Origin of the sequence: Arthrobacter sp. NPDC093128, from assembly GCF_040683875.1 — a bacterium.
Taxonomy (GTDB): Bacteria; Actinomycetota; Actinomycetes; order Actinomycetales; family Micrococcaceae; genus Arthrobacter.
Map to the genome: position 1 here is coordinate 1 of NZ_JBFBEY010000044.1, position 18897 is coordinate 18897.

Here is an 18897-nt window from a genome sequence, read left to right on the forward strand (position 1 = left end):
GGAACTGCTGAAAATGCGAGGTGGCCATGGCAGGCTCTTTCCTCAGGGTGCATGGAGGGCTGCCGCGAGGCAACAGCAGCGTTGCCTCCCGGCCGCGCACAAAGCCGGGAGGGGTTCATTCCTAGGGTTAGGGTCGGGAAGTAGCGTTTCCTGCATCGAATTTACCCCGCGCAGGAGCGGCCGTATACGCCTTGCCGGTCACGATCAAGACTCAATTGCCAGGTCTCACCCACGCTTGGCGAGGTGGGCGTCCTCGGTCCCCGGGCGTTATTGGACGGCCGGAGCAGGGACTCTTTATTGGTGCCCCTCGGGAAGCAGGGAGACGATCATGAATTGGGTGACGTGCTGGGCGAATCGTGGCAGAGCCCAGCCCCGCTTCAACACGAGCAGTTCGTAGAGCTCGGCCGAGCTGCAGACCCATAGTATGTCGGTCGCATCACCCAAGGAGACGCCCTCACGGAGGTAACCGCGGTCCTTCAGATACCGGGCGTGGTGGCGCATCCGTTTAAGGCGCTCACTGTCTATGTCATCGAGCAGCCTTGCCATCTCCTGATCGTTGACTGCGGCAGAACGCATCAACAGCCGGATCGGCGTCACCAACGAAGCCACCTCGGCAGTCAGGAGCCCCCACTCCCGCATGACCGTCCTCGGCTCGCTCTCGCGTTCGCGCATTGCGTCAGAGCGCTCGTAGGCAGGGACCGGTCCGGCGCCGGCCAGCCCCCGCTCGTAGAGGGCGCGGACGAGGCCCGCCTTACCGCCAAACGCTTTATAGACCGTCTCGACCGAGACGCCGGCCTCGGCGGCAATGGCGGCCAAGGTCGCACCGGCATACCCGCGCTCACCAAACTGCCGCTCACCAGCCTGGAGGATGACTTCCCGGTTCCGCCGGGCCTGTTCCAATCGGCCGCTGGAGTCATAGCGGCGCTTACTCTTGACGTTTCCCACTATTCGTTCCATGCTGGAGTATCAGATACAGATGACTGTATCAGAATCATTCGAGGAGTTGGAATGATGGGCAATGCAGATTCCGGCGGGCAAGTACTGCAACGATTGCTCACCGCAGTAAACACCCACAAGCTGGACGATATAGTGGCCTGCTTCGCCGACGATTACCTTAATGAGACCCCTGCCCACCCCCAGCGGGGTTTTCGCGGACGAGATCAGGTGCGCCGAAACTGGACAGAGATTTTTTCCCGGGTTCCCGACATTCGCGCACGAGTGGACAGCACGGCCGGTCGCGGCGACACCCTTTGGACCGAGTGGGAGATGTCCGGGACACGTACCGATGGGGCTGCGTTCCTGATGCGGGGGGTGGTCATCTTCGGCGTCACTGCAGGGGCCATTTCCTCGGCCCGGTTCTACCTTGAGCCGGTGGAGGATATCAGCGGCGACGTCAATGCAGCAGTTAGCCGGGTGCTGGGCAGCGCTCAAAAACCCCGAGTAAAGGAAACATCATGATTCTTGTCGTGGGGGCCACCGGTCAGTTGGGGGGTCTCATCGCTTCGTCGTTGATCAATAAAGGGTTCCAAGTGCGCATCCTGGTGCGCGAAGGGTCGGCCTACGAAGCTCTCGTGGGGGCGGGCGCCGAACCGATGGTGGGTGATCTCAAAGACCCCGCCTCGCTCGCAGCGGCATGTGCTGACGTCGACACAGTCGTGACCACCGCCAACTCCTCTGCACGTGGCGGCGAGGATACTGTAGATTCCGTCGATCGGTTCGGCAACAGGAACCTTATTCAGGCCGCCAGCAATGCTGGCGTCCACCGCTTCATCTTTGTCTCTAACCTCGGCGCCAGCCCCGAAAGCCTCAATCCCTTTATGGCCGCCAAAGGACAGACAGAGGAGCTGGTACGCAACAGCGGGATGTCCTGGACGATAATCCAGCCCAACCTCTTCATGGATAAGATGCCAGTCCTGGTGGTTGGTGTGCCGGCTCTCGAAGGTCAGCCGGTCACTCTCGTGGGTGAGGGCAAGCGGCAGCACTCCTTAGTGGCAATGCGCGACGCGGCCCAGTACGTGCTCGGCGCAGTGGAGCATCCGGAGCGGGATGGCCAACTGCTGGTCATCGGCGGTCCCGAACCCGTCTCCTGGCATGATGTGGTCACGGCATTCGAACTCGAGCTGGGGCATCGGATTCCGGTGCAAACGGTTCCCCCGGGACAGCCGATTGCCGGTATGCCGGATTTGCTGAGCGGCTTCCTCGCGCTGCTCGAGACCTACGATTCAAGGCTCGACATGGGCGACCTGCCCGCTCGCTACGGCGTGGTGCCCACTACCCTCCGGGCCTGGGTGCACGACTTCGTACAGGAGTCTGGGGGTCTGCGCGGCTTGCCGAAGGCAGGCTGATCCGCCGGGGAGGCCAGGGCGCGGACACCGGCCCTAACAGGGTTTTCGCTCCTCCCGGGCCCGCCCCAAAGCGCCGATATTGGACGTTTTGTCGTTCTGGCCTAAGCCGGCTCATCCTCGTGTTGCCTTAGCGCGGTCGCCATTCGGGGATAGCGTTTCGTAGCGAACCAGCGGCCCGGGGGAGGGCGAGGGGAGAGAACGCGCGGAGCTGTTCTGGATCAACGGGCTGGTCGGCTGCATGGGGCAAAGAAGTGGACAAAAGGGGTGTGCACATTGTGCACACATTTGCCTTCGGACCCGGCCGTACCGGTACCGGACTCGCTTGGATTGGGGATGTTTTCGGGATTTCCCAGCGATTGCAAGGGCTGGAATGCAGTTCGAGTCCCACCTCGGGCACGCATAACCCCTCGTCAGAGGGGTTTTTGCTTTAATGTGTGGAGATTGCCCCTCAGCGGGTCCCTCTGACGCTGTCCGCGGCCTATGCCCGGCGCTGCGGTCGCCTATTCGGTTGTGTGGGTGGCGGGGTCGGGGTCCTGGCCTCTGGGCCCTCCGCCTGCTGGAATCTAGGGTTCTGGGTCGTCCCTTCTTGTTTCAGGTGGCCTGCTGTTGGCCGTCACTCATTCATGGCCAAGAATTGTGGTGACGACATGACCAAGCCGAATTTTCTTCGAGGTACTTCCTCAGATAGTGCTGTCTGCGAACCAGGCAGAGTCCGCTCATCGCGTGTTTGTCCGGCCAAAGGGGGTGTGTACATTGTGCGCACGGCGGTCTCTCACCAACGTCGCAACACCGACTGAAAGTGGTGTTGATTCATGCGCAGTTCGACGCGCCGATCGAGGAAAGCCTTTGTCCTCACGCTTGCGGTCGTGCCGACAGCTGTGTACTTTGCAGTTGCCCAGACTGCTGTTGCTCCAGGGGCCGCTAGACGAGAGGTGCGCTTCGTCCGAGAACGCCGCCGTGCGGTGGCGGCACCCGCCGCTGTCACGCGGGAGCACGACACATCGTCCAGAATCCAGGGGCTCAAGCCCGAGGCATGAGGCGTGCTGACTTGTAGTTCAGCCGCGGTCACCGCCCGGTATGTCGATTGCGCCGATCTGTATCATCAGTCCGAACAGGTCAGGGAGTCCGTGTTCCTCGATGATCTGGCCGTTTTGGAAGCGATAGATATTCATGGCCTGTGTTTGGATCGACTTGCCCGTGCCGGGTACGCCGAGAAAGTCCCCTTCGTGGGTACCCCGCAGGGCGAATCGCGCCGCTACCGCGTTCCCTTCAATGATGGCCTCTTCGAGTGACCACTGAACGTCAGGGAATGCCTGCCTCATCACGTCGATGATGTCGAGGTAGCCTGTAGGGCCTTGCACCGGTTCGGGCAGGAAGGGCACATGGAAGATCGCCGAGGGGGCAACGATCTCCTGGCCTATTTTTTCATCGGCTGAGTTGATGAATTCAACGAATCGGTCCATCCGCGCGCGTAGTTCTTCGGTCATTTCTATTCCTTTGCTTGTTCAGTGTGGCCGCCGGCCACACCCCGGTGCGGGGATTGCCAGGTGTTGACGACGAGTTGGCCGTGTTCGTACTTATAGTGGAGTCCAATCCAGGGTGAAGCGGTTAGCTCATAGTCCCGCGAGCGTTCTGGAGTTTCTTCGTCGCTGATGTCGCTCGTCGTTTCAGTAGACACTGTCAATTTGCCTTCCGTCGGGGGAGTGACGCCTGGTTGTGACTCCTCATTGGGTGTTTGCGGCCACTGTCAGCCGCCGTGCATGGCTCAGCTCAATCCGAGGATGCCATCGGTGTCGGCTGGTAGGCGGTAAATTTCCAGTCGCCGCCGTCTTTGGTCCACACCGCGAGGGTGCTGTTGTTGAGGATTCTATTGCTGCCATCGACGGTGAGGTGGGCGTTCATCTGTCCAAAGACAAGGGCGGTGTCTCCGACCAGCACAATGTTGTCCACGGGGTGATCGATGCGGTGGTAGCGGAGGGTGCCTGTGCGGAGCTTGTTCAGGTACGAGTCCAGCGAATCGCGGTTTCCACCTGTGTGGCCGTAGACCAGTTCGGCGTGGCAAAGGCTCGTGAGAATGTCGAAGTCCTGGTTAAGGACCGCTGCATGCCGCTGGTCTTCGAGGCCCCGGATGAGGGCGTGGTCAGGGCCGATCGTCTGCGCCAATGTGTAGGGCTCCTTCGTGGTGTTTCAGGCGGGAAAGGCAGCGGGGCACGCCGTGGGCTTCCCCCGGCTGGCCATCAGGTGTGATTGTGATGAGTTAGAACGTGACGGGGTCGCCGTTCAGGGCCGCGGTGAGTAGGCGGCGGATGCTGTCGCCCGTGATTTCGCGAGGGTTGGCGTAGGGATTGCGGGTTGCGAGATCGACGGCCGTTTCGACATTCTCTTCGGTCAGCCCGAGTTCGCGCAGCGAGGCGGGGGCGCCGAGCTCGAGGCTGAGTTCGCGCAAGTAGGCGGCCGGGTCTGCGGCTCCGGTGGCCCGCCTGAGCGCTTCAACGGCACCGGGCACCGCGGGGGCGTTGTATGCCAGGGCGTACGGGAGAACGACGGTGTGGGTTTCGGCGTGCGGGAGATTGAACGTGCCGCCCAGGGTGTGGCAGAGCTTGTGGTGCAGGGACATGGTTGTGGCGCCCAGGGTCGCCCCGCACAGCCAGGCGCCGTAGAGCGCGTCGCTGCGGTGTTCGATGTTTTGGGGGGCTTTGACGATGTTCGGCAGGGCGGCGACGAGGGCGCGGACGCCCTCTTCGGCCATCAGGGAGATGATCGGGGATCCGTCGGGGGCGTAGAGGGCCTCGACGGCGTGGGCGATCGCGTTGAATCCGCTGGTGACGGACATGCCGACCGGCAGGGAGAGGGTCAGTTCCGGGTCGTAGATGACGCTGGTGGGCAGGACCCTTGGGTCCTTTCCGGTTTTCTTTACGCCGTCGGCTGTCAGGCCCCAGACCGGCGTCATTTCGGAACCCGCGTAGGTGGTGGGTAGGGCGATGATCGGGGTGCCGTATTCAAGGGCGATGGCTTTGCCCAGGCCGGTGGTGGAGCCGCCGCCGACGGCGATGCAGCCGTCGGCGCCGGCTTCGGTGGCGAAGCGCTGGGCGTCCCGGGCGGTTTCGATGGGGACGTGCATTTCTGCTTTGGCGTAGACGCCGACGCTGAGCTCGCCCAGGGAGTCGGAGATCTCTTGGGCGAGGTCTTTCTGGAAGTCGGTGGCGAGGACAACGACTCTTTTGAGGCCGAGTTTGTTTACTTCGTCGGCCAGCTTGGACCGGTAGCCGGCGCCGAAGCTGACGCGCATCGGCAGGGCTTCATAGAAAAACGGGGTGGACATGGTGCTCTCCTAGGATTCGGGGTGCAGGACGATGTCGAAGCGGCCGTGCCGGAAGGGGCTTTGGACTCCGTATTGTGCGGCGTCCTCGGGATCCGGATTCTCGATGAAGTCCTTGATCAGGGACCCCTTGACGGCGAACACGGCATCAGAGTCGATGTATTCGGACCCGCCGATGAAGATGTGGGTGGTCAGTTCCCGGTAACCGGGGGCCGTGACGAGGAAGTGGATGTGGGCGGGGCGGTAGGGGTGCCGGTCAGTGGCCTTAAGCAGTCCGCCGACGGGTCCGTCTGTTGGGATCGGGTAGTGCATGGGGACTACGCTGCGGAAGTGGAACCGGCCCTCCGGGTCAGAGTGCAGCAGTGCCCGGCCGTTGCCGACGCTTTGGATGCCGGGCTGCTGGACGTCGTAGAAGCCCTTGGTGTCCGCCTGCCAGATGTCGATCTCGGCGTTCGGAATGGGGGTCCCGTCGATGGAGATGATGCGGCCGCTGACTACGCAGCGAGGACCTTCGCTTTCGGGGGAGACGTCGTCGCCGAGTTTACGGGCGGGGGATTCGACCATGTGGAAGGGTCCTAGGACTGTGGAGTCTGTCGCTTCGGGAGTTTCCTGCCCGTTGATCGTCTCGACGAGCATGGAGACGCCGAGGACGTCGGAGAGGAGGATGAATTCCTGCCGGACGTCGGTGCAGGTCTTTCCGGTCCTGGTGAGGAAGTCGATCGCCTGTTCCCATTCCTGGATGGAAGGGGCTATGTCTTGTACGAAGGCGTGCAGGTGTGTGGTCAGGCTGCCCAGGATCTGCTTGAGCCTCTCGTCCGGGGTGGAGGAGAAGCTTTGCAGCACTTCCGAGGTGAGGGTGTCGGCGTCAACGTTCGTTGCCATGGTCTCGTCTTCCTGAATGGGAGTTAGCGGGGAGGGTGATGTCGGGCAATTCTTAGGTCGTGCGTCCAGGAGACATCGACGAGGACCTTAGCGTCGAGTCCCCTTCTGGTTGGAAGGCCAGCACCGGCTGCACCCTGCTTGGTGCAGCCGGATGGCCCTGGCCAGTTAGCGTGAGGCTGGGGCCAGCCGCCGCAGGGCGGCTGGCTGGTTTTCTAGGCGGAGTAGTTTTTCGGCGTTGCGGTAGCTGATTTTTTCGCGGTCGGATTCGCTGATGGGGGCGTTGTCGAGGAATTTGGCGGCTTCTTCGATGGTTTCGAAGGGGTAGTCGGTTCCGAAGAGGATGTGTTCGGCGCCGATGGCGAGGATTGCGCAGAGCAGGGGTGCGGGTGAGCAGACGCCGCTGGTGGTGATGTAGAGGTTGTCGCGGAGGTATTGGGAGGGTTTGCCTTTGGCGAGTTCGATGCCGTGGTGGTTGTGGAAGTCCCAGCGGGAGTCGAGTCGCCAGAGGGCGTAGGGGAGTCCTTCGCCCATGTGGCCCAGGAGGAGTTTGGCGTTGGGGAAGTCGTCGAAGACGCCGCCGAAGATCAGGCGGAGGGCGTGGGTTGAGGTGTCGATGCCCCAGCTCCACATGGGGCCGACGAGTTCGGGGTGTCCGTTCAGGACGTGGGCGGTGTCCACGCCGTTGGCGGGGTGCAGGTACAGCGGGACGTCGAGGCCTTCGGCCATCTCCCAGACGACGCGGAGCTTCGGGTCATCCAGGTACATGCCGTTGGTGTGGGCGTTGACGAGGGCGCCCTTCATGCCGAGTTCGGTGACGGCGCGTTCGAGTTCTTTTGCTGCGGCCTGGGGGTCCTGGAGGGGGAGGGCGGCGAAGCCGGAGAAGCGGGTGGGCCGTTCGGTCATGATTCCGGCGAGGAAGTCGTTCACGGTCTTGGTTTTGGCGATCGCTGTGGTGGGGTCTGTCTCGGCCTGGATGCCGGGGGAGTTCAGGGAAAGGACTTCCATGTCGATTCCGTGCAGGTCCATCTCGGGAAGCCGTTCTTCGGTGAAGTCGAGCAGGCGCCTGGAGGCATCCGCCCAGGCCTGGGGCTGGGCGATGGAGCTGGTGCTGGTTCCGTATCCGACAAGGTCCGGGGTGACGAAGTGTTCTTCGAGGGCAATCTTTTTCAAAACGATCTCCTTTGGCCGTAAATCAATTCACCAATATGCATTGACTTCACTAATAATGAATCCTACGCTGGCATTGTGTCAAGGATCACAGGAGTGGTCCATTTAGAAGACCTGAGGATGACGATGGAAACTTTTGATGTTGCCGTAGTGGGTTACGGCCCTGTAGGCATGGCCACGGCAGCGCTGCTGGGCCAGGCCGGCCACAAGGTTGTGGTGCTGGAAAGGTACGCGGGGCTCTATAACCTGCCGCGGGCGGCCATTTTCGATGATGAGACGATGCGGACCTTCGCCCGGTTGGGGATCGCTGAGGCAATGCTGCCCAAGATCAATGCCCAGCGGAACTACGAGTGGCGCAACGCCGCCGGCGAGCTGCTGATCGAGCACGAGTTCGCATTGAAGGGGGCCTCGGGGTGGGCGGAATGGTACATGATGTATCAGCCTGACCTGGAAGAGGAACTGGACCGGCTGTGCCGTTCCATGCCGAACGTCACCGTGCGGTTCGATGCCCCGGTCGAGGGTTATGAAGAATCCGCTGACGGCGTGGAGGTGAAGGTCCCGGACGGCGTCGTGCGGGCGTCCTACGTGGTGGCCTGCGACGGCGGAAACGGCTTCACCCGCGGCTGGATGGGCTCGGAGTTGGAAGACTTCGGGTTTTCCGAGCCGTGGCTGGTCTGCGACTTCCGGCTCACCGGTGACGTCGACGTGCCCCTCGCACGCCAGGTGTGCGATCCAAGGCAGCCGCAGTCCATCATTTCGCTCGGCCCTGAGCACCACCGCTTCAGCTTCATGCTCGACTCCGAGGAGGCGTTCCTGACCGAGCGCGACCCGGGACGGGTCTGGGACCGCGTCAAGGACTACCTGTCCCCGGACCAGGCGGAGCTCATCCGTGTGGCCACGTACACCTTCCGGTCCCTGATCGCGCACCCGTGGCGGCAGGGAAGGATCGTCCTGGCAGGAGACGCGGCCCATCAGATGCCGCCGTTCCTCGGCCAGGGGATGTGTTCCGGTATCCGCGACGCGCAGAATCTGGCCTTTAAACTCGAGCTTTTGCTCGCGGGCCGGGCCGGGGAGAATATCCTTGACACCTACCAAAGCGAGCGGGAACCCCATGTGGCGGCCGTCGTGCACAAGGGCATCGAGCTCGGCAAGGTCCAGACCATGCGCGATCCGGAGAAAGCCCGGCAACGGGACGAGCAGTACATCGCAAACCGCCGGAACAACCTGAAGCCCGAGAAACTGAAATTCCCCGGGCTGGGCCCGGGGTTCATCGCACCCGCGTCCTATCCGGCCAACGGTCGTCTCTTCATCCAGGACGAGGTCCGGACCGGGACGGCATCCGGACGCTTCGACGAAATCTTCGGATACGGCTTCAAACTTCTCTGCCACGGCTCCTGGTACCGGGAGACCCACCCGTCATCCGAGGGCATCCCTGGCGACGTCGTCGTCATCGACCCGGACACCGGACAGATCAGCGGCTCATTCACGGATGTCAACGGCAGCTACCTGAACTGGTTCGGGAACAACGGCTGTTCCGCTGTTCTTGTCCGTCCCGATTTCTACGTCTTCGGAGCCGCGGGCACGGACCTCGAGTTCGGTTCACTCCTCCGCGAATACCACAACGCCTGCTCAACGGTGAGCAGCACTACAGCACCAATTGGAGTGTAGGCCCATGTCAACAACACAAACGGTCGGACAGCGGCACGTCCGGGCCATCACGGAACGGTCCCTTCTGGCCATCGCCTTCGTGATCGCTGCGCTCGAAGGCTACGACCTGGCGGTCTACGGCGTGTCCGTCCCGGCCCTGCTGGCCGACGCTTCACTGCACGTGGACAAGGCCTCCGCAGGAGTGCTGGGTTCCGTCGTCGGGGCCGGCATGCTCATCGGCGCCGGCCTGGCCGGGGCCATGATGCGCCGGATCGGAGCCCTTCGGCTGATCCTGGCCAGCTGCATCATTTTCTCCGCCGGTATGGTGATCTCCGCATCGGCACAGAATGCGGCCCTCTTCGGGGCCGGCCGCGCACTTGTCGGCCTCGGCCTCGGCGTCGTCCTGCCCACCCTGCTGGCCTACGTCGCAGACCTGTCCGTCCCCAACCACCGCAACCGAAACACCGGCATCGTCATGGCCGGCTATGCCGCCGGCGGCCTGGCCGCGCCACTGCTCGGAGCCGTGATGCTTCCGGGCATCTCTTACCGGTGGCTGTACATCATTGGGGTCATCCCGGTCCTCATCATCCTGCCCTTCGCATGGAAACTGCTGCCGGTCCCGCCGGTCCACCTCCTCCGGACCGGGAAAACTGAGGACGCACACCGACTCAGCGAGTCCATGGGCCTGCCCGTGCCGGTCCTGACCGTCGCCGGAAAGCGGCACCTCGCCGGCATCGGCCCGCTCTTTTCCCCCGGCGTCGCCACCGCGACCCTGCTCTTCTGGGTGATGACATTCTGCGGTCTCCTGCTGGTCTTCGGCATCACCGCCTGGCTTCCAACGATGATGCAAGCCAGCGGCTACTCCCTTGGATCGGCCCTGCTGCAAACCGCCGCCATGTGGGTCGGCGTCGGAGTCGGCGTCGTGATCGGCGGCCGGATAGCCGACGCCATCGGAGCCAAACCGGTGGTCATCGTGGCATTCCTGACCGGCGCGGTCAGCCTGATCGTCATGAGCCTGAACCCCAACGTGATCGTCCTGTTCATCTTCATGTTCCTCAGCGGCGTGGGATTCATCGGCTCCCAGATCCTCGTCAACGGCTTCATTCTGACCCGCTACCCCGACGACATCCGCGGCAGCGGACTGGCCTGGGCACTCTCGTTCGGACGCCTCGGCGCCATCGTCGGACCCTCCCTCGGCGCCTGGGTCATGACCTCAGGGCTCTCCCTCGAATGGAACTTCTACGCCTTCGCCATCCCGGCCGTCCTCGGAGCCGTAGCCTCAATGCTCGTACCCCAAGTAAAAACAAAAACCACTACACCGCCCCCGCCAGCGAACGCTCCCCGGACCGGAATCCCGGCGCCGGAAGCCTAGGATCCATACAAGGCCACCGCCCACCCAGTACACTGGCTGCACCCCATTCCGGCATCACCCACCGGGGTGTAGCCAGCAGCGCATCGGCTAATGACACGAAAGAACAAAGGGAAGTGACCTGATTTGAGCGACTTGGACCAGGAGTCAGCCTCCGAGCGTCAAGGCATCCAGTCCGTGGAGCTGGCCATGCGCGTGTTGCAGGCCCTTGAGGCTGGTGGCGGCCCGATGTCGTTGTCCGAGATTGCCGAGGGCAGCGGCTTCCAGCCTAATAAGGCCCATCGGTACCTGGTCAGCCTGGTCCGCTCCGGGCTGGCTTCCCAGTCGCCGAAGACGGGCAGGTACGACTTCGGGCCGGCCATGCGGCGGCTTGGCGCCGAGTCCCTGCGCCGGACAAACGAAGTCTCCGTGGCTTCGGACTATGCGATGAGGCTGCGGGACGCGTGCGGGCACTCCGTCAACCTCTCCGTCTGGGGCGAAGACGGGCCCGTGGTCGTCCGCTGGGACTACGGCGCCCACGTACTCCCGTTCAATGTCCGGGTCGGTGCAAAACTGCCCATGCTGACCTCCTCCGGCGGACTCGTCTTCCTCGCCTACCTGCCCGAATCCATGTCCGCCGCCGCCTTGACCGCTGACCGGGCACGCCTCAAAGCCGAGGCATACTCGGACGCTGACATTAGCCGGAAGCGCAGCGAAGTCCTTGCCGCAGGCTACGCAATCACATCAGGAGGCATCATCCCCGGTGTTTCCTCCGTGTCGGCCCCCATCTTTTCGTCCGTCGACTCGCTGCCCCTCGCCATCACCGTTGTCTTTCCGGCAGAAGAAGTCGACAAGATCGAGATGGACAAGGTCACCGCCGCACTACTCGAAACCGCACGGACTATTTCAAGTGAGCTGGGCATCTCAACCGACAAAGCGTCGTGAAGAACGCAGACTCCATCCAGGCTCCTTCAGTATGACCGCACGACGGAGCGCCGCAGCAACGCCGCCTGTAACGTTGCAAGCTTGCACGAACTGCCCGCGTAGGTGCGTTCCCTGACTAGGCTCCCGGGGAGGTGGCGGTCCCCTGACATCCGGGACGTCTGAGCCGCATTACGGTTTCCAGCGGAATGTCGGCAATCCGCCGCTGGGCTGAGGGCGCCGAAAGCTGCGACGGCAGGTTCGGGCCTGATTTCTGAAGCTCAGATTCAAAACCTTGTGTCGAACCAATCGCAGAAGACGTTCTCGTTGAACGTTCCCTTGAAATCCGATTTCCCCTGGATCTTTTAAATCATTGGGTTTCCCAGCAAGCCCCAAGGTTCGGGTACGCATAATGCACCGAAGCTCCGATCAACCGATATTTGATCGGAGCTTCGCCAATTCATTGGCAAGTGGGCATCCCGGCCGCTTAGCCACGGCTGGCCGTACGCGGGTCCGGCGGGAGACGTGCCGGCATGGACGACACGATGCCCGCGGGATGTCATTCGGGGTTGGAGAAAAAAGGGGCCTGAGCGACTTCTCGAGAAGTGTGGAGGTCACTCGCAGCCGATTCCTTGATGACGTATGGGTCCGAGAAGAGCGCACGATGGGCCCGCGCAGCTTCGGGTTCTGATGTGCGCGGCAATGGCGCATCGATAGCGGTTGTCATATCCAGCAAATCTACGGCATGGCGGGGCGGTCTCGCCGGGGCAGAGGACATCTTCGCTGGTTTTCGGCACCGTGGCGGCCGCTGCTCTGGTGTCATCTCATTGGTCGATGGAGTCATCAACGCCTACCCCCCGTCTTTACGGATCCGGCCGGTCCAAATCGAAGAGCGATTTCGGATCCGCCGAATCAAGCGCAGGTCGCAGCGGAAGCGCTGGTGTCAACGGAGCGCCGTTACGTCACCTCAGACGAAGTTCGGAACGCCGATAACCGGCCCTTCGTCAACCTGAGGGTGAGGAGGGGTAGAGGACGGACCGGCCCGCGGGATGGGGGACCTCAATTTGATTCAGCAAGTAGTTGGCCGATCACGCGCCGCGTCCCGAAGTGGCGAACTCCGGCGGAATAGCGGTTGACCGAAGCTGCATCTCCAATATCGGAGCATGATACGCCGCTTGGGGCGCCGGGCCACTAGGCGCCGGAGTTCACGGTGAACTCTAATTGTGCAGAGTTCTCTGGACAATTAGGCGAGGTATGGCTATGTCCGGCAGCCTGATCCGGAAATAGGCTGATAAGCACCACAGCTGGAGATGCGGAGTCGGGCTCGATGAGTACGAGGATGGTCCTTGCCGGCAGCGCCCCTGCGCGACTGTCCGGTAGTCATGTCATTCCTGCCCGAAGCATATGTACGCAGAGCGGCCGGGGCGCAATAATTAGTATTTCCATCCGCCGAACGAAGGAGACTCTCGTGTTGCTTTGGATAGCCATCGTTATCGCAGTTCTGTGGCTTCTCGGGCTGCTTGGCAACATCGGCGGCGGGTTAATTCACCTGCTTTTGGTTGTAGCCGTGGTCGTCCTGATTTTCCACTTCGTCCGCGGCAGGTCCCGCGCCTGACTTCGAAACCCTGTTCTGCCGCGGCGAACGCCCCGAGCCGAATGGGAGGCTACATGTTGGCGCCAAGTGGGCGGATCTCTCATCCAGTGACGGCCAAATCGAACGCCGATAATTGATCTTTGGTTGTGCAGCAAAGTGGGCCCAAAAGAAGGTGTGCACAATGTGCACACCTTCGGCTTCGGATCGAGCCGTACATCGGTCGGATCGGTCCGGATTCCGCATGTTTCCGGGGCCGGCATCGCCGTAGTGCTGGCGGCCGCCGTCGGAATCGGCATTGCCTTTGCCTTCGGCACCGGCCATGCTCCCCTTTACATCGTTCTGCTCGCTTCCTCTTCGGCTGCCTTGGTCCTGCCGATCGTCGATTCGCTGCGGCTGAGGGGGCCAAAGGTCCTGACGACGACGGCGCAAGTGGCGGTAGCGGACATCGCCTGCATTGTGGCGCTTCCGCTTGCCGTCGAGGCTGGTCCGGACACTATGGAGTACGAGGTTCAATCGCGGGAGCAACGCCGAGAACGCACCTCTGGGTGGCTGCTGGGCCGAGGCCAAACCTACGACGGAGCAGATAAATGAAGCACTACACGATGGACGACCGCTTCACAGCTTCGGAGGACGCCGAGCTAATTTCCAGCCGCATTGCGGATCACCTGGGTTCCGCTGGGCTAATACCGAATAAAAGCGAGAACGATATTGAGGTTCGCGCCGGATCCGAACTCCTATTTCGTCTCTTTGGTTTCCTCCTGGTTCCCACCAGCTTTCCTGTCGGCCTTACTGTGCATGTCGCGCCAGACGAGGACGGAACCACAGTCACGTGTTCCGCTTACGACCGCCTTGGATGGTACGTCAATAAGAAACTCTTCTGGGGTGAAGACCTTCTCAATCGCAAGCTCACAGAGTTGCTGAACGAAGTACGGTCCGCAGCAGGACAATCGAAGCTTCCTGTAGGAACCGCCACCTTTAATCCTTGAACATTGGCGGGCAGAACTTCCAGGCGGCGTGAGCGATCACCAAGCGGAACCATCAGTGACAAGACACGGGGACACATGCTTCATGACGACGACAAGCACGAGAAAGTGCCGCTGTTTCAGCGCGTGTTCGTCTTCTTTCTCGTCTACCCCGAACTACTAGTCATCCTTGTGCTAGTAATCCTCGCTGTCTTCGGTCTCGCGAGCTCCGGTTAATGTCGTAGCCGATTTCGAACCCTAACCGGCACGTCTTGGTACCCATCGGGCCAAGACGGCATTATCGTGATTGGCAACCCCGATCGGACAGTTGCGGAAGAGCCAATCCGCCGGATAGCCCAGTTCCTCAAGAGTGAGCAGCAGCGGCCCCGGGCGTCCGTTGCCGTGAGCTCCTAAACCATGGACGGAGTCAGTGCCCCGATGGCTTTCGATATCGCTCGACGAATCATTTCGTCGTGGATTAGTCCATCTGCATCGATCGATTGCCTTGGTACCGGAACGTCGACGCAAGCGCCGTCGACCAGGGTCGCACCCGTGTACCCCAGGACGGTAGCCAGCGAAGCATATGTCGTTTCTGCCCTGAGTGGGTTTGTCGATGGGTTGATCCACCCTGTTGGTTTGTCGGAGATCTCGACACCTCCGATGGTCCACTCGAGCAGATTCTTGAGGGCGCCGGGCATTGCCCCCGCATATTCGGGCGTGCTGATAAGGAGTGCAGACGCATCGCGAATTGCCGCGCGCAGATTTATGACCTGCTCCGGAAGGGGGTCGTGATCTAAGTCTGGGTTGAAGTGCGGAAGGCCACCTAGCTCATCGTAAGTATCAGTTGCAAAAGGGGCCTTTACCAGGTCGGCAACGGTCGCGATGACCGCCGCGTTGACTGAACCGACCCTGACGCTCCCGCTGATCAGCAAGATTGAAGGAATCATGTCGCCACACTATCGGGCACCGCTGAACATAGAGGGACGCCTTCGTCGGGTTTGTCTGCACTGGTTAAAACCGCACTGGGCCGCGCCCGTATGACGGTCCCTCAGCGGGACCCCACCACGTAGCGGTCGGGAAGATAAAAACGGCCACGCTACCTCTGACAGTGAGCCCAGAATGGTCGCAGAGGCAGCAACGCTGCTTCAATCGATGACGGCGGCGATTGCTTCGATCTCCACGAGCTGGCCTTCATAGCCGAGCACGGTGACTCCCATCAACGTGCTCGGAACATCGTGGTCGCCGAATGCCGCGCGAACCATATCCCGGGCCGTCACTAGGTCAGCCCGCTCTGTCGACGCCACAAGGACCCGAGTGGAGATCACGTCCTCAATGCAGGCACCGGCGGCTTCCAGGGCAGGGTGCATGTTCTCGACAGCCTTCGCAGCCTGGGCTGCGTAGTCCCCCACGCCTGCGGTCGTTCCGTCCTCATTCAACGGGCACGAACCCGCCAGGAAGATTAAGCGCGCGCCGCTGACAGATGTCGCGGCGTACGCGTACTGCGCGACGTCGCTGAGGGCGTTCGAACGGACGAGGGTGACAGCACGCGACATATTTTCCCTTTGTCGAAATGAGGACTGACTCCCGCCCTATCGGCGCCGCCCCCGCGACAGGCGTCGTGGACCGTAAGCCGGTGGATCTAGGCACACCGACAGCGTCTTGGGTAGTCGACCCCGGACTTGAATGGGCTGTCCCATTGGGGAACCCTAAGCGGGACACCCGCGGTGAATCATCACTGCCGTGGGAGGTGAATCATCACTGCCGTAGGAATTGCTCCTCTGACGACCGTCTGCTTAGTAGCAAATTCCGCTATGCCTTCCGGCGTCGCCGGCACCATCCGTTTGACTTCGGGTTTATCAGGGCTCCAAAATGCCGGCCAAAGCAGGCCACTTCGGCTGCGCGGCCCGCCCACAGCGTTAGAACGTCATGGCGAACCGCGAATCCAGCAAGACCCCGATGAGACTGAATTAGGTCTTCCAGACTCCGGTGCCGCAGAGCAAAACTTAGCCAAGGGCCATTGTCTTTCCGGATTCTGCACATTAGTGTGCGCAACAAAAGGGGGGATCTCTGGTGCACTTCACCGAATCGGAATGGTCCGTCCATGAGTCACGGTGGGATCTTGACCTCGACACGGCACTGTGGTTTCGAGAATATCTGTCGATCAAAACCTCGCGTCCGGCGCACATGCCCGGCGATCTGATACCGCCGCCGTCGATCAGATTTGACCGGCCTCCTTCCCCTGAGTTCCAAGAGGGGTGGGAGGCATGGTGGGCCGGGCTAACAGTCTCGCCCCCAGGCACTGAACCAGGGGGACCAGCAGGATACGCACGGGATGAATACACAGCCCTGGACAGGTGGCCCACGCTCAGGGACACAGTGTTGGGCGCTTTACCGAACGCAGACGGATGGCACCGCGCGAGAAAAAGCCCCGCCCTGAACGACTGGCAGCCTGACCTTTTGTTACTGGAGACCGTCAAGGCTGTTGAAGCGTCACTGGGCCAGAAACTGGCACCGTTCCGTATCGACATTCTCCTGCTTCCCATTCAGACGACGGAAATTTGCGAAGTGATACCAGGTCGATTCATGCTGTCCGAACCTCAACGAGAAGCATTCCTCCGCTCTGACCGCTTTAGAGGTGCCATAAGAACATTCGGAGCAAGTTGAGGCTGGCGTAATGGCCTGCAGCACCACAGACCTGCGAGATAGCGTCATTGCTGGCCCCAGGGGTACCGTTCTGGCTGCCCTAGTGGGCTCCAACCAAGTTGACACGATCACGCGCACCTGCAACAGGACGAGAGCTTTCCATCGTCCGGTTGAGGAACGCTCAGCGGGACGCGGCAGAAGATTTCAGCCCGCAGTCGGTTCCTCGTCGTTGGCGACAGACTCGATCCAATCCACAGCCTCGTCGGAAAGCTGGGGACCGTCTGCTGATTCTCCTGCCCACCACTCAGAATCGGTCGTGCCGCCCGTAACCGCCATGATGTCGCCGAGTACATTCGGCGGCAGCGGCTCGCCGTTGTGCTCAATGAGCCAGTCGCGTGTTTCCGCATCGACCAGAGGCCACCACTCGAGGATGTTCATCAACGCAGTATTGCAGCGACGAAGTCGTGCGTACAGATTTCCGCCATGGGACGAACTCCGGCGGAGGCACCGGTTAACGAGGGCGCTTCCCCCATTGGCGACGCCCAGAGGTGTCCCGTTGGGGATCCTCCAGCGTGCATATGCTTCTGCTCAGGACACGAGGATGATCTGTGACTCGGATGGAAGCTCAACGCCCATCGGGGCCTCAAACGCGATGGGCATTCCCCGCGCCCGTGACCATTGAGTGCTGTCGGTGACCTGCACATGCACATGCGGTTGTGTACTGTTCCCTGAGTTTCCACACTGACCGATTAGCTGGCCGGCTTCGACCAATTCACCGACGTCGACGCAGACAGAACCCTTGCGCAAGTGGGCAATCAACACGAACGGCCCGTCATCGCCCAGGGCTATTACGACATGATTGCCAGCTATCGCGCCTGCGCCGCGCTGGATGCGCTGTGCCTGCCCCGCCATGTATGAGAAGAGCGTGAGTTGCGATCTTCGAGCCTCGTGATCGTCTTCGCCGTCATGAGTGATGAGCACGGTGCCGGTGCTAGGTGCCACTACGGCCGCACCGAATCCGACGAACCTTTCCGGTCGTTCTGTCGCTACAACTGCCCGCCAGTTCCAGGCAGCTGACCGCCCGTGAAGATCCACGGGGATGAAGTCGATGGCGAATGTGGTTCCCATCAAGTCCGTACCATGACTTGGAACCCGCCGCGCGGGGCTATTCCGCGCACGGAACCTGCCCGCCAGCGGGTACTTCAACACGATTGGACCGCGGTTATTTGGCTTCGGGATCATGCGTTTCATTCTCATGCTCGCACTTCACGAAAACTAGACCACACGCGCCCGTAAGCCGGTCGATCAGCGTGCCGCGGAAACCCGTCGCCGCGGCCCGCATGACGGCAGGTCATGGCGATGTACGTAAGACCCGCACGGTGAAATGAACGATGAGGGGGCGCTAACAGCAACCGCCGGCGTGACAACGGGCGTCTTGCCACGCGCAGTCGCTTCCGCGTCAATAACGACCGTTTTGGGAGTGGCCGTTCCCTGCCGGTGTGGCTAGTCAGACCGACCCCTGTAGCCTCGTCATAACTCATCTCCGCAATCAAACAGAGTCACCGTCTTGGTCTCAGTGGTTTTTGACTTGCAGAGGCGGGACCGAACTATCGGTGCCAGGAAGAAGTACAGTCTCGTCCATGGATGCGGAATTCTGGGTAGCTGTAGCGGCCGCTCTAATATCGTCTGTGGCTTTGGTCCGTGGAGAGCCTCATCAGCGTCGCCGAGCTTCGAATGAGGCCCAGCACCGGGCCGTTGACAAGGTGGCCGATGCCCTACGGCCGGCTTACATTCTGATCGAACACGCTGACGTGCGAGCCCCGTCCGGTGCTGAAATCGGGAAAGTCATGAGGGATTTTGAATGGGAATGCCAACGCTGGGAACCCATGCTGCCAACGGGATCCAGACACCTGCGAGTAAGCGTCCGTCAGGCGCTAGCGAATTGTTTCGGATCGCCGGCAGCAATAGCGGTAGCGGAATGAATCAAGCTGTTTGTGACAGCTGGTTGGTTTTGTGGTTGATGCCGGCGTGGGCCGGGGCGGCTGGTGCGGTGGGCTTGTTTCGGTAGC

19 protein-coding genes are annotated in these 18897 nt (G+C 61.6%); 8 read left to right on the forward strand and 11 right to left on the reverse strand.

Going from position 1 to position 18897, the window contains the following annotated elements; translation table 11 throughout:
- Positions 1-294: 294 nt before the first annotated feature.
- A complete protein-coding gene (locus tag AB0N24_RS26460) occupies positions 295-945 on the reverse strand; it encodes a TetR/AcrR family transcriptional regulator (RefSeq protein WP_364131284.1) in 651 nt (216 codons plus the stop codon).
- Positions 946-1008: 63 nt separating this feature from the next.
- Between AB0N24_RS26460 and AB0N24_RS26465 the strand changes: the two genes are divergently transcribed.
- Positions 1009-1458, forward strand: a complete 450-nt coding sequence (locus AB0N24_RS26465; protein ID WP_364131286.1) for a nuclear transport factor 2 family protein — start codon at positions 1009-1011, stop codon at positions 1456-1458.
- Positions 1455-2345, forward strand: a complete 891-nt coding sequence (locus AB0N24_RS26470) for an SDR family oxidoreductase (protein ID WP_364131288.1) — start codon at positions 1455-1457, stop codon at positions 2343-2345. The genes AB0N24_RS26465 and AB0N24_RS26470 overlap by 4 nt, the downstream gene beginning before the upstream one ends.
- A gap of 1055 nt (positions 2346-3400) precedes the next feature.
- Here the strand turns inward: AB0N24_RS26470 and AB0N24_RS26475 are convergent.
- From AB0N24_RS26475 to AB0N24_RS26500, 6 genes are all read right to left on the reverse strand, one after another.
- Positions 3401-3832 carry an ester cyclase gene (locus AB0N24_RS26475; RefSeq protein ID WP_364131290.1) on the reverse strand — a complete coding sequence of 144 codons (432 nt, stop codon included), beginning with the start codon at positions 3830-3832 and terminating at the stop codon, positions 3401-3403.
- A gap of 2 nt (positions 3833-3834) precedes the next feature.
- Positions 3835-4023 carry a hypothetical protein gene (locus tag AB0N24_RS26480; protein WP_364131292.1) on the reverse strand — a complete coding sequence of 63 codons (189 nt, stop codon included), beginning with the start codon at positions 4021-4023 and terminating at the stop codon, positions 3835-3837.
- Positions 4024-4115: 92 nt separating this feature from the next.
- The gene (locus AB0N24_RS26485) at positions 4116-4508 is read right to left on the reverse strand and encodes a nuclear transport factor 2 family protein (RefSeq protein WP_364131294.1); all 393 of its coding nucleotides are present in this window, start codon (positions 4506-4508) and stop codon (positions 4116-4118) included.
- Between the two features lie 94 nt (positions 4509-4602).
- On the reverse strand, positions 4603-5667 hold the full coding sequence (locus AB0N24_RS26490; RefSeq protein WP_364131296.1) for a maleylacetate reductase: 1065 nt from the start codon (positions 5665-5667) through the stop codon (positions 4603-4605).
- Between the two features lie 9 nt (positions 5668-5676).
- Positions 5677-6546 (reverse strand): dioxygenase, encoded by an 870-nt coding sequence (locus AB0N24_RS26495; RefSeq protein WP_364131299.1) that lies wholly within the window; start codon positions 6544-6546, stop codon positions 5677-5679.
- 165 nt (positions 6547-6711) lie between these two features.
- Positions 6712-7716 (reverse strand): amidohydrolase family protein, encoded by a 1005-nt coding sequence (locus AB0N24_RS26500; RefSeq protein WP_364131302.1) that lies wholly within the window; start codon positions 7714-7716, stop codon positions 6712-6714.
- Positions 7717-7839: 123 nt separating this feature from the next.
- On the opposite strand from AB0N24_RS26500, the gene AB0N24_RS26505 reads away from it, so the two are divergent.
- The 6 genes from AB0N24_RS26505 to AB0N24_RS26530 all read left to right on the forward strand — a co-directional run bounded on the left by AB0N24_RS26505 (position 7840) and on the right by AB0N24_RS26530 (position 14209).
- Positions 7840-9381 (forward strand): bifunctional 3-(3-hydroxy-phenyl)propionate/3-hydroxycinnamic acid hydroxylase, encoded by a 1542-nt coding sequence (locus tag AB0N24_RS26505; RefSeq protein ID WP_364131305.1) that lies wholly within the window; start codon positions 7840-7842, stop codon positions 9379-9381.
- A gap of 4 nt (positions 9382-9385) precedes the next feature.
- The gene (locus tag AB0N24_RS26510) at positions 9386-10732 is read left to right on the forward strand and encodes an MFS transporter (protein ID WP_364131308.1); all 1347 of its coding nucleotides are present in this window, start codon (positions 9386-9388) and stop codon (positions 10730-10732) included.
- Positions 10733-10855: 123 nt separating this feature from the next.
- The gene (locus AB0N24_RS26515; RefSeq protein WP_364131311.1) at positions 10856-11653 is read left to right on the forward strand and encodes an IclR family transcriptional regulator; all 798 of its coding nucleotides are present in this window, start codon (positions 10856-10858) and stop codon (positions 11651-11653) included.
- Between the two features lie 1444 nt (positions 11654-13097).
- Positions 13098-13244 carry a lmo0937 family membrane protein gene (locus AB0N24_RS26520; RefSeq protein ID WP_211882993.1) on the forward strand — a complete coding sequence of 49 codons (147 nt, stop codon included), beginning with the start codon at positions 13098-13100 and terminating at the stop codon, positions 13242-13244.
- Between the two features lie 153 nt (positions 13245-13397).
- Complete coding sequence (locus tag AB0N24_RS26525) at positions 13398-13814, forward strand: hypothetical protein (RefSeq protein WP_364131314.1); 417 nt, start codon at positions 13398-13400, stop codon at positions 13812-13814.
- The gene (locus AB0N24_RS26530; protein ID WP_364131316.1) at positions 13811-14209 is read left to right on the forward strand and encodes a hypothetical protein; all 399 of its coding nucleotides are present in this window, start codon (positions 13811-13813) and stop codon (positions 14207-14209) included. The genes AB0N24_RS26525 and AB0N24_RS26530 overlap by 4 nt, the downstream gene beginning before the upstream one ends.
- Positions 14210-14595: 386 nt before the next feature.
- On the opposite strand, the gene AB0N24_RS26535 is transcribed toward AB0N24_RS26530, so the two are convergent.
- From AB0N24_RS26535 to AB0N24_RS26550, 4 genes are all read right to left on the reverse strand, one after another.
- Positions 14596-15132: an NADPH-dependent FMN reductase gene (locus tag AB0N24_RS26535; protein ID WP_364131318.1), complete on the reverse strand. Its 537-nt coding sequence runs from the start codon at positions 15130-15132 to the stop codon at positions 14596-14598.
- 198 nt (positions 15133-15330) lie between these two features.
- Complete coding sequence (locus AB0N24_RS26540; RefSeq protein ID WP_364131320.1) at positions 15331-15738, reverse strand: RidA family protein; 408 nt, start codon at positions 15736-15738, stop codon at positions 15331-15333.
- Between the two features lie 1294 nt (positions 15739-17032).
- Positions 17033-17266, reverse strand: coding sequence for a hypothetical protein (locus AB0N24_RS26545; protein WP_364131322.1), 234 nt, complete (start codon positions 17264-17266; stop codon positions 17033-17035).
- A 150-nt stretch (positions 17267-17416) separates the two neighbouring features.
- Positions 17417-17956: a M23 family metallopeptidase gene (locus AB0N24_RS26550; RefSeq protein ID WP_364131325.1), complete on the reverse strand. Its 540-nt coding sequence runs from the start codon at positions 17954-17956 to the stop codon at positions 17417-17419.
- Positions 17957-18897: the final 941 nt, after the last annotated feature.

Excerpts from the sequence above, each read along its gene's own strand:
- AB0N24_RS26465 (WP_364131286.1), top strand. The coding sequence starts at position 1,009 with ATGATGGGCAATGCAGATTCCGGCGGGCAAGTACTGCAACGATTGCTC.
- AB0N24_RS26470 (WP_364131288.1), top strand. The coding sequence starts at position 1,455 with ATGATTCTTGTCGTGGGGGCCACCGGTCAGTTGGGGGGTCTCATCGCT.
- AB0N24_RS26475 (WP_364131290.1), bottom strand. The coding sequence starts at position 3,832 with ATGACCGAAGAACTACGCGCGCGGATGGACCGATTCGTTGAATTCATC.
- AB0N24_RS26490 (WP_364131296.1), bottom strand. The coding sequence starts at position 5,667 with ATGTCCACCCCGTTTTTCTATGAAGCCCTGCCGATGCGCGTCAGCTTC.
- AB0N24_RS26495 (WP_364131299.1), bottom strand. The coding sequence starts at position 6,546 with ATGGCAACGAACGTTGACGCCGACACCCTCACCTCGGAAGTGCTGCAA.
- AB0N24_RS26505 (WP_364131305.1), top strand. The coding sequence starts at position 7,840 with ATGGAAACTTTTGATGTTGCCGTAGTGGGTTACGGCCCTGTAGGCATG.
- AB0N24_RS26510 (WP_364131308.1), top strand. The coding sequence starts at position 9,386 with ATGTCAACAACACAAACGGTCGGACAGCGGCACGTCCGGGCCATCACG.
- AB0N24_RS26530 (WP_364131316.1), top strand. The coding sequence starts at position 13,811 with ATGAAGCACTACACGATGGACGACCGCTTCACAGCTTCGGAGGACGCC.
- AB0N24_RS26535 (WP_364131318.1), bottom strand. The coding sequence starts at position 15,132 with ATGATTCCTTCAATCTTGCTGATCAGCGGGAGCGTCAGGGTCGGTTCA.
- AB0N24_RS26540 (WP_364131320.1), bottom strand. The coding sequence starts at position 15,738 with ATGTCGCGTGCTGTCACCCTCGTCCGTTCGAACGCCCTCAGCGACGTC.
- AB0N24_RS26545 (WP_364131322.1), bottom strand. The coding sequence starts at position 17,266 with ATGAACATCCTCGAGTGGTGGCCTCTGGTCGATGCGGAAACACGCGAC.
- AB0N24_RS26550 (WP_364131325.1), bottom strand. The coding sequence starts at position 17,956 with ATGGGAACCACATTCGCCATCGACTTCATCCCCGTGGATCTTCACGGG.